12 protein-coding genes are annotated in these 13,213 nt (G+C 34.7%); 10 read left to right on the top strand and 2 right to left on the bottom strand.

Annotated features, from left to right (window positions below; translation table 11 throughout):
* Nucleotides 1-6 precede the first annotated feature (6 nt).
* A complete protein-coding gene (gene argC, locus CALHY_RS08390; RefSeq protein ID WP_013403533.1) occupies nt 7-1,038 on the bottom strand; it encodes an N-acetyl-gamma-glutamyl-phosphate reductase in 1,032 nt (343 codons plus the stop codon).
* A gap of 169 nt (nt 1,039-1,207) precedes the next feature.
* On the opposite strand from argC, the gene CALHY_RS08385 reads away from it, so the two are divergent.
* A complete protein-coding gene (locus CALHY_RS08385; protein WP_013403532.1) occupies nt 1,208-3,700 on the top strand; it encodes an N-acetylmuramoyl-L-alanine amidase in 2,493 nt (830 codons plus the stop codon).
* 36 nt (nt 3,701-3,736) lie between these two features.
* Here the strand turns inward: CALHY_RS08385 and CALHY_RS08380 are convergent, their stop codons facing one another.
* Nucleotides 3,737-4,591, bottom strand: a complete 855-nt coding sequence (locus CALHY_RS08380; RefSeq protein WP_013403531.1) for a Cof-type HAD-IIB family hydrolase — start codon at nt 4,589-4,591, stop codon at nt 3,737-3,739.
* A gap of 175 nt (nt 4,592-4,766) precedes the next feature.
* On the opposite strand from CALHY_RS08380, the gene CALHY_RS08375 reads away from it, so the two are divergent.
* Genes CALHY_RS08375 through hypF form a run of 9 tightly spaced genes read left to right on the top strand, consistent with a single transcriptional unit; the run spans nt 4,767 to nt 13,209 of the window.
* A complete protein-coding gene (locus tag CALHY_RS08375) occupies nt 4,767-6,677 on the top strand; it encodes an NADH-quinone oxidoreductase subunit 5 family protein (RefSeq protein WP_013403530.1) in 1,911 nt (636 codons plus the stop codon).
* Nucleotides 6,674-7,534, top strand: a complete 861-nt coding sequence (locus tag CALHY_RS08370) for a respiratory chain complex I subunit 1 family protein (protein WP_013403529.1) — start codon at nt 6,674-6,676, stop codon at nt 7,532-7,534. The genes CALHY_RS08375 and CALHY_RS08370 overlap by 4 nt, the downstream gene beginning before the upstream one ends.
* Nucleotides 7,535-7,556: 22 nt before the next feature.
* The gene (locus tag CALHY_RS08365; RefSeq protein WP_013290729.1) at nt 7,557-8,021 is read left to right on the top strand and encodes an NADH-quinone oxidoreductase subunit B family protein; all 465 of its coding nucleotides are present in this window, start codon (nt 7,557-7,559) and stop codon (nt 8,019-8,021) included.
* Nucleotides 8,005-8,376, top strand: a complete 372-nt coding sequence (locus tag CALHY_RS08360) for an NADH-quinone oxidoreductase subunit C (protein ID WP_013403528.1) — start codon at nt 8,005-8,007, stop codon at nt 8,374-8,376. The genes CALHY_RS08365 and CALHY_RS08360 overlap by 17 nt, the downstream gene beginning before the upstream one ends.
* A 7-nt stretch (nt 8,377-8,383) precedes the next feature.
* Nucleotides 8,384-9,463, top strand: coding sequence for a hydrogenase large subunit (locus CALHY_RS08355; RefSeq protein ID WP_013403527.1), 1,080 nt, complete (start codon nt 8,384-8,386; stop codon nt 9,461-9,463).
* A 28-nt stretch (nt 9,464-9,491) separates the two neighbouring features.
* Nucleotides 9,492-9,872, top strand: a complete 381-nt coding sequence (locus tag CALHY_RS08350) for a 4Fe-4S binding protein (protein ID WP_013403526.1) — start codon at nt 9,492-9,494, stop codon at nt 9,870-9,872.
* A gap of 51 nt (nt 9,873-9,923) precedes the next feature.
* On the top strand, nt 9,924-10,265 hold the full coding sequence (gene hypA / locus CALHY_RS08345) for a hydrogenase maturation nickel metallochaperone HypA (protein WP_013403525.1): 342 nt from the start codon (nt 9,924-9,926) through the stop codon (nt 10,263-10,265).
* Nucleotide 10,266: 1 nt separating this feature from the next.
* A complete protein-coding gene (gene hypB, locus CALHY_RS08340) occupies nt 10,267-10,929 on the top strand; it encodes a hydrogenase nickel incorporation protein HypB (protein WP_013403524.1) in 663 nt (220 codons plus the stop codon).
* A gap of 12 nt (nt 10,930-10,941) precedes the next feature.
* The gene (gene hypF / locus CALHY_RS08335) at nt 10,942-13,209 is read left to right on the top strand and encodes a carbamoyltransferase HypF (protein WP_013403523.1); all 2,268 of its coding nucleotides are present in this window, start codon (nt 10,942-10,944) and stop codon (nt 13,207-13,209) included.
* Nucleotides 13,210-13,213 lie beyond the last annotated feature (4 nt).

Genomic DNA, 13,213 nt, shown 5'->3' with positions numbered 1-13,213 from the left:
TTGTTTTTAAAAATATTCTCCCACCATAACAAGTCCCATTTTTTCATCAAAAGAGAATCTTATATTCATATTTTGAATTGCCTGGCCGGCAGCACCTTTTATGAGATTGTCAATGCATGAGATTATAATAACTCTATTTGTTTTCTTGTCAATTTCAAATCCGATATCAACAAAGTTTGTGCCTCTTACGTACTTTAGTTCAGGCAGTTCATCTTCAAAAATACGAACAAAGTATTCATCTTTGTAAAATTCATTATAGATTTCAACAAGATCGCCCTTGTCAATGTTCTTAACAAGAGTAGCATATATAGTTGACAGTATTCCTCTTTTTACAGGCAGAAGATGTGGTGTAAATGATAAATTCAAATCTTCACCAAATAGCAAACTACATTTCTCTTCAATTTCGCTTGTATGTCTGTGTTTTGCAACTCCATACGCTTTGAAATTTTCATCAAGTTCGCAAAAACTATATGCAAAATCAGATTTTTTACCAGCTCCAGAAACGCCTGACTTTGAGTCTATTATTATACTATTTTTGTCTATGAGTTTATTTTTCAAAAGTGGAGCAAGGCCAAGTATTGCACTTGTTGGATAACATCCAGGATTTCCAATGATCTGAGCATTTTTAATCTCTCCTCTGTTTATTTCACAAAGTCCATATGCGCTTTTTTGCAAAAGTTCAGGGTATTTATGCTCAGTATAATCTTTTGCATATCTTTGCAAATCTTTGTATCTAAAATCAGCACTTAAATCAATCACAACCTTGCCAAGGTCATATCCTATTTTGACATATTCCTGTGAAATACCGTGCGGCAAGGCACAAAATATTACATCTGCCTCTTCTATAGCTTCTCTATTAAATTCCTCAAATACAAGATTTGAAACCTTTTTAAACTGAGGATTTGTTTTCTCAATTGAAAGCTGATTGCTACTTGAAGATATCACAGATATAATTTCCACTTCAGGGTGTCTTAACAAAAGCCGAATAAGCTCTAATCCTACATATCCTGATGCTCCTATAATGCTTGCTTTTATCAACTTGGTCATCTCCTCTTTGTATTAATGAAGTTTTGTTTTCAACTATGCAAATAATTATACACCACAGTGTATAAAAATACAATACGTTGGCAAATATTTAAATTGATTTGTTCGACAAAATGGGGTATTATATACCTATAAATTACATTTTTTGCGGGGTAGGTCTGGCATGAATAAGATAAGGAATGTAGTGACTATAGTGATAGTGTTTTTTTTGCTTTTCATGTCGGTTTTTGCAGCCACCTCTTACAAACTCTATATTGATGGGAAGCTAATATCCTCAGTAAAGATTTTAGAAAGTAAAGGTAATGTTTACCTTGCACTTGGTGACTTTTTCAAACTAAAAGGATTTAGTGTTACTTATGATTCAAAATCTAAAGCTATCTTAGCAAAAAAATCCAAGGATACATATCAGTTCTATGTTGATAAGACATTTTACTACTACAATAAGACAAAAAAAGAACTTTTGGCTAAGATTATTATAAATAAGGGTAAGTCCTATATTATGGCAAAGGATTTAGCATCTATTTTTAATTATTTATGCCAGTTCGATAAAAACAGAATGATAGTTGTTTTTAATACTAACCGAATTACGACGTCTTTAGTCAATGCTTTTCAAGATACAACTTATAATCTTTATATTGAGAGTAAATTTATATCATCGGTAAAAGCTTTAGAAGGTAAAGACAATGTTTATCTTGCTCTTGCTCAATTTTTGAAATTAGTAGGGTTTAATGTGTCTTATGATTCGAAAACAAAGAAGGTTTTGGCTAAAAGGTTAAGTGATACATATGAATTTTATATTGATAAAGAATTTTACTATTACAATAAGACAAAGAAAACTCTTTCAGCCAAAGTTTTTGTAAAAAGTGGAAAGTCTTATATTCTGGCAAAAGATCTGGCATCAATTTTTGGTTACTCGTATCAAACTGATAAAACAAAAAAGATGATAAGCTTAAATACTAAAAAATCACAAGTTGTACAGTCAAGTTCTTCGAAAAATCAAATTTCAAATACTTTAACCTCAAGAAGCAATTTGTCAAGAACAGTGCAGGAGACAAATTATATTACTGACATAAAGTATACCATAGAAAATAATAAGTTTATACTGATTGTTTCGGCAACTCAAACTTTGTCTTATAAGGACTACAAACTTTTTAATCCTGATAGAATAGTTTTGGATGTTTTAAATAGTATTGATAATTTACAAAATAACAGAATAGAAATAAATAAAAATGGCATATTTAGAATAAGACATGCACAAAACATTGATTCAAGTGGCAACAAATTTTCGCGCATTGTAATAGATTATGATTCAAGTTTGATAAAAAATTACAAGGTAATAAACCAGGGCAACCAAATCAAAATTGAAATAGATTTGCCAAAAGTTATAGAGTCAAAGACAAATATTGACAGTAGCGAGGATTATCAAACTCCAGGCTCTCAAAATTCAATAGCTTATCCTTCTCAAATATATATGATTCAAAAAATAGATGTTATACCTTCTGATGGCTTTACTCTTGCCCAAATTGAAATTAGTCCAACAGTTGTAAGTGATATTTACAGAGCTGATGAGTCTTTTGTGGTTTTGAATTTGAAGGGAGCCCAATTTTTAGTTCAAAATAATAATCTTTACCAAGTAAATGATGGTAGAGTAGATTTTTATGTTCTTTCAAACATTGATCAGGATAGTAGTCAGATTATCTTTTCGTCGAAGGCAAAGGTTTTTGTTTTAAACAGAATTGATGGAAAGTTAGAAGTGGTGTTTGCTGACCAGTATTCAAGCTTAAGAGTAAATCCGCCCTCAAGCCTTGTTTTGAGTTCGCCTTTTGTCTCTCAGATAAACTATTTTTACGACCAGAGCAGCAACACCATAAGACTTGAAAGCCAGTATCCTATAACCATTGCAGACGATGTGTATTCTTTACAAGGCTCAGTTGTGACCACTGTATATTCTGTTTATCAGCAGGACAAGTGCATTGTTTACATTCAAATTAATCCTAACTACATAGCAAACATAAGCAAAAGTGGAACTAATATTACAATAAGTTTTTCACAAAAATTACAAAAACCTCAGAAGAAATTGAAGATATTCATTGACCCAGGTCATGGGGGTTCTGATCCAGGTGCTATATACACCAAAGTGGTAAATGGCAAAAAGGTAACTTATAATGAGAAAGATTTTAATTTAGATATCTCTTTAAGACTGAGAGAAAAGCTCAAAAGCCTTGGTTATGAAGTTTATATGTCGCGTGATAAAGATGTGTATGTAGACCTTTACGATAGAACAAGGATGGCAAATAGTTTAAATGCGGACTTGTTCATTTCCATTCACAACAATGCAATTGATAATTCATCTGTGCGCGGAACAATGGTTTTGTATAAAGAGAAACAGCAAAATGGGCTTATTTCTGATAAGCAGTTTGCCCAGATTGTGCTTGAGAGCATAGTCAAGCAGGTTGGTACACAGAACAAGGGCATTGTGGAAAGACCTAACTTGGCTGTGCTGAGAACTTCCTCTATGCCAGCTGTGCTGGTTGAAGTTGCATTTGGGACAAACCCTCAAGATTTGGACCTTCTTTTGAGCGATAGTTTTAAAGATGCAGTTGCAAAGGCTATAGCCGATGCCGTGGAGTATATAAATGAAAATTACAATAGATAGAGGCGTAGCAATAAAAAGGGATGGGCAGTTCATGGTTTACCCATCCCTTTTCATTATGAACCTTTCAATAGCTTCAGCAACAGCACCTTCGTTGTTAGTTTTGCAGGTTACAAACTTTGCAGCTTTTTTTACTTCCTCTGGTGCATTTGCAACTGCTACACTTATACCAGAGATTTTAAACATTCCAACGTCGTTGAAGTTATCGCCAATTGATATCAATTCTTCAGATGAGATATTTTTAAAATTCATAAATTGCAAAAGAGCTTTCTCTTTTGATGCATCATTGCTCAAGACTTCTAAGAAACCATATTCTTTGTTGTCTGATGCATAGTAGAGAATAATATTACAATCCAACTCAAGTGTTTTAAGGATTTCTTTTATCTCTTTAAGTTTTTCGTATTTGCCTACAATTCCAATGTGGCTAATAGGATATTCTAAAAACTTTAAAAGCCTCTCTGCCGGGTATGTAGGTTTAAATTGTTTGCGGCCGTTTACAAAGTTTAAAAAATAATTGTCGTGATTTGTTCTTTCTTTATAAATCATGTGAAAATCTTGGTCATATCCCAGTACGATGTAATAGTCTATGTCAAAATGATTATTATCAAGAAACTCAATTAATACTTTCTTCTGACGTTCTGTAAGATAATTTTTTATGATGGGAGGAAAATCAGGATTTTCAAAAACATAAACGCCATTTGCCGAGATTAGTGAACATGGCAAATTCAGGTCTTTTGTAATTTTAAAGGCCGAAGCACCTCTTCCTGTACAAAGTACTATTTCAATTTTATACTTTTCTACAGCAATTTTTAAAAACTCCTTGTTTATTTGAGGAATACAACCTGCATCATTTAAAAGGGTTCCATCAATATCCAGCGCAATTAATTTTATCAAGACTGATCACCTTCTTTTAAAATGTTGAACAAAAAATAGCAGCTATTTTTCAAGTATTCTGGAGTTTGTTAACAAATTAACTTTTGCATACTGTATACAAGACAAAGATTATATGTTATAATCTTTAATAGCAATAGTTTATCATCACAAATAGAAAGGGGCAAGGAAGAAACTGATGGTGAACATCTATTTACTCCTAATATTTTTACCCATGATAGCAGCACTTTTTATCTACCTTATTAACAATAGCAATTTTAGAAAAGCTATTGTTTTTTTGATGTCTGCAGTGTTAATTAGCGCAAGTATCTATTCTATTTCACAGGGTGACAGGTTACTGAGACTTTCGCATTCTTTAAATTTTGCACTTGAATATCTCATAACATTTGCCGACTATTTTTTGTTAGCAATCATTTTTTTGATTGGTACAAAACTTAAAAACAAGCTCATTAGCCTTCTTGCCATTTTGCAGTTTGTTTTTATGTTCGTGTTTGAATTTAAAGTAGGGAAATTAGAAGTTGAAAATATATTTTTTGTTGATCATTTGAGCTTTATTATGCTTCTTTTGATAAACATAATAGGACCGCTTATTGCAATATTTGCACTTTCTTATATGGAAGAGCATGAGAAACACCTTCATCTTGAAAAGAGCAGACAAAATATATTTTTTGCAATAATTATGCTATTTTTAGGTGCAATGAACGGTCTTGTGATTTCAAACAACATATTGTGGGTATACTTTTTCTGGGAGATTACCACACTCTGTTCGTTCCTGCTAATTTCTCATGACCAGAATGAAGAGAGCATTAAAAATGCAACAAGAGCTCTTCTTTTAAATTCGATAGGTGGGCTTAGCTTTGTTATAGGTATAATATTTATGTACTATAAATCTGGCACAGTTGCTTTGAATGAGATTATATCTTCACAAGACAGCAGTATTTTGATGATACCAATTGCCTTTTTAGTCCTTGCAGCATTTACAAAGTCTGCCCAGATGCCATTCCAGAGTTGGCTACTTGGTGCTATGGTGGCACCAACACCTGTGTCTGCCCTGCTTCACTCAAGCACAATGGTAAAAGCAGGAGTATATCTAGTTTTGAGGCTGTCACCGGTATTTATTGATACATGGCTGTCAAAAATAGTTGCGGTAGCAGGTTCTTTTACTTTTGTGTCAGCAGCACTTTTAGCCATCTTTCAGTCAAATGCAAAAAGGGTGTTGGCATACTCAACAATTTCTAACTTGGGTCTTATAATTGCATTGTCATCCATAGCAAATGTGTATGCTATATATGCAGCTGCACTTTTGATAGTTTTGCATGGTGTGTCTAAAGCGCTTTTGTTCTTGTGCGTTGGTTCAATAGAACAGGGTATAGGTTCGCGAAACATAGAGGATATGGACGGAATCAAGTATAAAATGCCAATTGTTGCTTTTCTGACTCTTTTAGGAAGTGTGTCAATGCTACTTCCTCCGTTTGGCGTTTTAATTACAAAATGGATTGCTATTGAGGTGTCAACTCAAAACATTGTAGCAATGCTTGAAATAATCTTGGGAAGTGCTTTTACAGTTGTTTTCTGGACAAAGTTTATAGGCAAGATTCTTTCTGATGGAAAGGATAAAAATAAGATAGAAAAATTTGAATTTGTAAAGCATATCCCGTTGATGGCTATTTCAATATTGGTAGTTTTTGTAAGCATCTTTTTGATCCAGTTTACAAATACTTTTGTTGTGCCATTTTTCAAGTCTTCTTTTGCAAGGTATTCAGGTGTTAGCAGCAGCAATATAAAAGAATTATATGTGAAAGATTTCTTTGGATTTAATCCGCTTGTATTTTTTGGTGTGCTGGTAGCAGCAGTTGTTCTGGGAACTCTAATATATAGGTGGTTTAAGCCGAAAAGATATGTACCTGTGTATATGTCATGTGAAAATTCGGACAATTTTGGTTTCAGAGGCGAAAAAGATAGAGTTGTGCCGTTTGAATTCAAAAATTATTATTTTGAAACACTCACAAATGAGAAGACAGTAACACTTATTGTAAATATTCTTTCAATTGCATTAATCGCAATAATGTTTGGGGTGATTTTAAAGTGAAAGAAATATGGATTACACTGGCAACTGTCATAATTGCACCTTTAGTTGGTGGAGTTATAACAGGAATTGATAGAAAAATAACTGCGCGAATGCAAAACAGGTTTGGACCGCCCATCTTGCAGCCTTTTTATGATCTTTTTAAACTATTTTCAAAAGAGACCATTGTTGTTTCGAACACTCAGATTTTGTATGCATTTTTGTTCTTGGTATTTAACATTGTTGCAGTTGTGATGTTTGTGCTTAAGATGGACCTTCTTTTGATTTTATTTATTCTTGCATTTGCTACAACAGCGCTCATTCTTGGAGCAATGGCAACAAATTCGCCATATTCAAGGATAGGTGCTCACAGGGAATTGATATCTGTGCTTGCATATGAACCCGTTTTAATTGCTATGATAGTAGCAATTTACTTTGTAACTGGGAGTTTCAATATAGAAGACATTTTGAAACACAACAGCTTTTTGATATTAGATTTACCATTTATCTTCATAGCATTCAGCTATGTTTTAACTATTAAGCTTCGAAAATCTCCATTTGATTTGTCGACTTCACACCATGGTCATCAAGAACTTGTAAAGGGGATAACAACAGAGTTTGCAGGACCTGTTCTTGGCTTGATTGAGCTTGGTCACTGGTACGAGCTTGTGCTTTTGCTTCTTTTTGTATGGCTGTTTTTTGCAAAAAATATCTTTGTAGCAATAGCAGCAATTTTGATTTGCTACTTTATTGAGATTGTAATTGACAATATCTCAGCAAGGCTTACATGGAAGATAATGCTACGGCTTACTTGGTCAGTAGCATTTGGTTTTGCGCTTGTCAATCTCATTTGGGTATATATAAAGTATAGGTTATTATAAAAAACAGGGGTGAAAATAAAAAGTGTTATTCAGAAAGGCATTGAAAAAGTCTCCATGGATTGTTCACTATGATTGTAACAGCTGCAACGGTTGTGATATAGAAATACTGGCAACGTTAACACCTGTATATGACGTTGAGAGATTTGGAATTATAAATGTAGGTAATCCCAAACATGCTGATATATTGGTTGTGTCAGGTTCTGTTAACCACAGAAATGCAAGAGTTTTAAAGACAATATATGATCAGATGCCACATCCAAAAGCTGTTGTAGCAATTGGAGCATGTGCATGTTCTGGCGGGATATTCAAAGAATGTTACAATACTCTTGGCGGTGCTGATACAGTTGTTCCTGTTGATGTGTATGTTCCTGGATGCGCGCCACGGCCTGAGGCTATCATGGAAGGAATCTTAAAAGCTGCACAGCTTTTAGAAGAGAAGAAAAAGAATATGAAAAAGGGTGAGATTTTGAATGTTGCAAAATCTTAAAGAACTTCAGAAAGAGGATTTGAGGAAAGAAGTTTTAGCCTTAAAAGCAGATGGGTATAGATTTGTCACAGCAACATGTGTTGATTTGGGCGATGGAAGGTTTGATATAATCTATCACTTTGATAAGGATTACCAACTGACAAATATAAGAATTACTGTACAGGCTGAGGAAAGAGTTCCTTCTATTTCAGATATATATTTTGCAGCTGTGTTTGTTGAAAATGAGATAAAAGATTTGTTTGGCATAGAATTTGAAAATCTTTTGATTGATTACGAAGGAAAGTTCATGATAACTGAAGACTTAGAATCTCCTATGCGCAAAAAGCCAGTGGTAAAAGTAAAGAAAGGAGAGTAAGAAGACTTTGGGGAAAAGAACGATTGTTCCGTTTGGTCCACAGCATCCTGTTTTGCCTGAACCTTTGCAGCTACGGCTTGTTTTAGAGGACGAAAAAGTTGTTGAAGCGATACCTGCAATAGGTTATGTTCATAGAGGACTTGAAAAGCTTGCTGAGGAAAAGGATATAAATCAAAACATATATGTGGTTGAGAGAGTTTGTGGTATATGCAGTTTTCAGCAGGCTTTGGCTTATTGCCAGGGAATTGAAGAGCTAATGGGCATTGAAGTGCCCGACAGAGCAAAATACTTGAGAGTAATTTGGGCAGAGCTTCACAGGCTTCACAGCCACCATTTGTGGCTTGGGCTATTAGCTGATGCTTTTGGTTTTGAAAGTCTTTTTATGCAGTGCTGGAGAAATAGAGAGCTTGTGATGGACCTTATGGAAGCAACAGCAGGTTCAAGAGTTATAATTTCCACAAATATAATTGGTGGAGTTAGAAGAGATATAGATGCTGATAAACAAAAGTTCATTTTAGACAATCTTGCAAAGTTGGAAGAGGAGCTAAAGAAGATAGAGGGTTCATTTTTGAACGATTATACAGTCAAGAAAAGACTTGTAGGAGTAGGTGTTCTGAGCAAGCAAGAGGCTTACGAACTTGGCTGTGTAGGACCAATGGCAAGGGCAAGCGGAATCAGTATGGACCTGCGAACCCTTGGGTATGCAGCATATGGTGAGCTTGATTTTGAACCTGTTGTGGAAAATGACGGGGACTGCTATGCAAGACTTAAAGTAAGACTTCGCGAGTGCTATCAATCAATTGACCTTATTCGTCAGGCTATATTTAAAATGCCAGAAGGTGAGATCTCAACGCCAGTCAAAGGATTTCCAAACGGTGAGGTTATTTCAAGGGTTGAACAGCCACGAGGAGAAGATGTATATTATATAAAGGCAAACGGGACAAAGAATTTAGAAAGGCTCAGAATCAGAACACCAACTTTTGCAAATATTCCTGCGCTTGTGAAGATGCTTCAGGGTGTGGATTTTGCAGATGTTCCAATGCTTGTTTTGACAATCGACCCATGTATCTCATGTACCGAAAGGTAAAAAAGTTTTTGTAAAGAGGGATGGTAAAATGTTTGGAATGCTTAAAAATGTTCTTGATAACCTGTTTTCAAAGCCTGCAACAAGGCTTTATCCGAAGGAAAAGAGGCCATTTTTTAAAGATACAAGAGGAAGCCTTGAGATAGAGATAGAAAAGTGTATCTTCTGTGGTATCTGCCAGAGAAAATGTCCTTCAAATGCGATAGTGGTGGATAGAAACTCAAGAACATGGCAGCTGAACCAGTACAAGTGCGTGCTCTGCAATGTATGTGTTGAGTCCTGTCCTAAAAAGTGTCTTATTTCAAAAGAGCAATTTAACGTTCCAACCACTTATAAAGAGTTTTACATCAAAAAGCAGGAAGTAAAAGATGAGGTGCAGCCAAAGGCACAGGCTGCTGCAACTAATGGTTAAATAGGAGACTTTGGCTAAAGCTCAAAGCACAATTGGAAGGAAAATGATAAAATGCATGAGTATTTTGTTACACAGCAGCTTGTAAAGATTGCAGAAGATGAATTGAAAGATGTCAGCTTTAAAAGGGTTACAAGAATTAAAGTTGTAGTTGGAGAGCTTAGTGGAATTATTGACGAGTCACTAAAATTTTATTTTGACATCCTAACAAAAGGAACAATCTTAGAAGGTGCTCAGCTCAAAATAATTCCTAAAAAGGCTCTTTTGTACTGTCAAAAATGCAGTGAATATTTTGAGAGGACAAAAGATTTTACCTGTCCAAAATGTTTGTCGTTAGGCAAACTTACTGAACATGGTAAGGAATTTTATATTGAGTCTATAGAGGTAGATGATTGAGATGGAGATAAAGGTAATAAAAAATATTTTAGAGCGGAATCAAAACGCAGCCGACAATATAAGAAGCTTAGCAGATGAAAATAAATGGTATATTGTAAATGTGATGGGATCACCTGGTGCAGGTAAGACATCTTTCATTAAGTGCATGATAGAAAATCTTAAAGATGTATTTAACATTGCAGTAATTGAAGGTGATGTTGCATCAACAATTGATGCTCAAGCTATTGCAAGCTATGGAGTTAAAGTTTTGCAGATAAACACAGGTGGTGCTTGCCATTTAGTTGCAGATAGTGTTGCAGAAGCAATAGATACTCTCAAGCCTATGCCCAAAACAGTAATCTTTGTTGAAAACATTGGCAATCTTATCTGTCCATCTTCGTTTGATTTGGGAGAAAACTTGAGAGTTGTTGTCTCTTCTGCTGCAGAGGGTGATGACAAGCCATATAAATATCCTATGATGTTTGAAAAAGCTGACGTTGTTGTTCTGTCAAAGATTGATATAGTGGATGCCATTGGTTTTGATATGCAAAGATACAAAAAGGGTTTAGAAGCTATAAAAGAAAAAGATTTAAAACTGTTTGAGGTATCGTTCAGGACAAAAGAAGGTGTGGGAAGCCTCATTAATTACTTTTATACTCTTTTAGATTCATATTTCAAAAAGTAGGGGAAAATGCTTATGAAAAGGTACAGATTTATATTTAAAGGGCTTGTGCAAGGGGTCGGTTTCCGACCCTTTATTTATAGTATTGCAAGAAAACTTGGACTTACCGGGTTTGTAAAAAATACTGGTGAAGGCGTTTTGGCAGAGTTTCAAGGGGATACAACTTCAGAGCAAATAACACGGTATATTATAACCAGCCTTCCTAAAAATGCTTATTTGGAGAAAATAGAGTTTTATGAGATTGAACCGGTTGTAGATGAAAAAGAGTTTTGTATTGTTGAAAGTGAAAAAAATAGGATTTCAACAGTCCTTCCTTATGACTTAGGGATGTGTGAGGATTGTAGAAGAGAATTTTATGACAAATCTCACAGACACTATCACAACGTATTTATTAGCTGCACAAACTGCGGACCAAGATACACAATTATTGAAACTTTACCGTATGATAGAGAAAATACATCTATGAAGCAATTTAAGTTTTGCAATGAGTGCGAAAGGGAGTACTCTACTCCAGACAACAGAAGATTCAATGCACAGTCAACAACCTGCCCAGTATGTGGACCAAGACTTTTTCTTTTTTCATTTGCTGAAAAAAAACATATCCATGGAGAGGGAATTGAACTTTTAGATTTTGTTTCTCAAAAAATTTTAGAGGGATATATAGTCGCAATAAAAGGAATAGGCGGCTTTCACTTGGTGTGTGATCCGTACAATGAAACTGTAGTCAAAAGACTATTTGAAAGCAAAAGACGAGAAGGCAAGCCTTTAGCACTTGTTGCCCAGGACATTGAAGTAGTAAAAAAATATTGCCATGTCAATAAGATGGAAGAAGATATTTTTTCTTCTCCACGATGTCCTATAATTCTTTTTGAAAAAAAGACTGAGCATTTTTCGCACGTAAATGGCAATCTTCACACCCTCGGTATAATGAGGGCGTACACCCCTATTTTGGACTATATCCTGAAAAAAACTGGCAGGGACTTTTTAATTGCAACCTCTGCCAACCTTTCAGGAATCCCAATGATTATTGACGAAGGCGAGGCTATTCAAAAACTTGAGGGTATCTGTGACTATGTGCTCTATCACAACAGAAAAATAGTTCGAAGATGCGATGACAGTGTAGGTTTTGTTGTAAAAGATAAGTTTGTACTGACAAGACCAGGAAGAGGTTTTGTTCCTCTAAGATTAAAGATTTCTTCAACAAAATTTGTAGAGAAAAATATTTTAGCATTAGGAGGCCATGAAAAAACTACAGTTGCCTTGAAAAAAGATGATGAGGTTATTGTAAGTCAATACCTGGGTGACCTTGACACAAAAGAGTATATAGACTTTTATAAGTCTGCGCTAAGTGACCTTCTTTTTCTTTACAACTTAGAATATGATTATATTGCCTGTGATCTGCACAAAAACTATTTTACAACTTCCCTTGCCGAAGATATTGCTACAAAAGATGACAAAAGAATTGTATATGTTCAGCATCATATAGCTCATGTATTTTCATGCATGCTTGAAAATAATTTAGATAGCTGTGTAGGGTTTGCATTTGACGGAACAGGCTTGGGATTGGATGGGAACGTATGGGGAAGTGAAGGATTTATAATTGATAAAAGCAATGTGAAAAGAGCATTTCATCTAAAGTACTATCCTTTAGTGGGCGGAGAAAAATCTATAAAAGAGCCTGTGAGACTGGCATACTATTTTGCATATGAAATTGATAAAAGCTTTGCAGAAGAGTATTTTGCAAATTCTAATTTTCTTTCAAAAATTGTAAAGGCAGCAAGGTTACTGAATTACCCTCTTTGCTCAAGTTTTGGGAGGATATTTGATGTTGTGGGTGTACTTTTAAGATGTGGAGAGAAAAACAATTTTGAAGCACAGATTCCAATGATTTTAGAAAGTATTGCTGATAAGACAGAAGAAGGGTTTTATGATTTTGTTATGAATTTTGAACATGAAATTGAAATAGATATTGTGTATATACTACAACAAATCATTAATGATATTAAAAGAAAGACTGACAGAAGCTTGATTTCTGCGAAATTTCACAACACCGTTGCAAAAATAGTTGTTGAAGTGGCAAAGAGGTTGAGAGAAAATTATAATAAAGAGGTTGTAGTACTATCTGGTGGAGTATTCCAAAACAGGCTTTTGCTTGAAAAGGCAGTGTCTATGCTTGAGAAAGAAGGGTTTAAAGTTTATTTTAATTCCTTATTTCCCATAAACGATGGGGGAATTTCAGCTGGACAAGTATATTATACAATCCAATTATTAAAAAACTGTTAAGGGA

It is taken from the genome of Caldicellulosiruptor hydrothermalis 108 (genome assembly GCF_000166355.1).
In the GTDB taxonomy this organism is placed as follows: domain Bacteria; phylum Bacillota; class Thermoanaerobacteria; order Caldicellulosiruptorales; family Caldicellulosiruptoraceae; genus Caldicellulosiruptor; species Caldicellulosiruptor hydrothermalis.
This window is presented reverse-complemented; position numbering and strand designations above follow the sequence as displayed.

Bases quoted from the DNA above. Each gene is read 5' to 3' on its own strand.
- hypA (WP_013403525.1), top strand. From the start codon at position 9,924: ATGCATGAGTATTTTGTTACACAGCAGCTTGTAAAGATTGCAGAAGAT.
- CALHY_RS08385 (WP_013403532.1), top strand. From the start codon at position 1,208: ATGAATAAGATAAGGAATGTAGTGACTATAGTGATAGTGTTTTTTTTG.
- CALHY_RS08375 (WP_013403530.1), top strand. From the start codon at position 4,767: ATGGTGAACATCTATTTACTCCTAATATTTTTACCCATGATAGCAGCA.
- CALHY_RS08360 (WP_013403528.1), top strand. From the start codon at position 8,005: ATGTTGCAAAATCTTAAAGAACTTCAGAAAGAGGATTTGAGGAAAGAA.
- CALHY_RS08350 (WP_013403526.1), top strand. From the start codon at position 9,492: ATGTTTGGAATGCTTAAAAATGTTCTTGATAACCTGTTTTCAAAGCCT.
- hypB (WP_013403524.1), top strand. From the start codon at position 10,267: ATGGAGATAAAGGTAATAAAAAATATTTTAGAGCGGAATCAAAACGCA.
- hypF (WP_013403523.1), top strand. From the start codon at position 10,942: ATGAAAAGGTACAGATTTATATTTAAAGGGCTTGTGCAAGGGGTCGGT.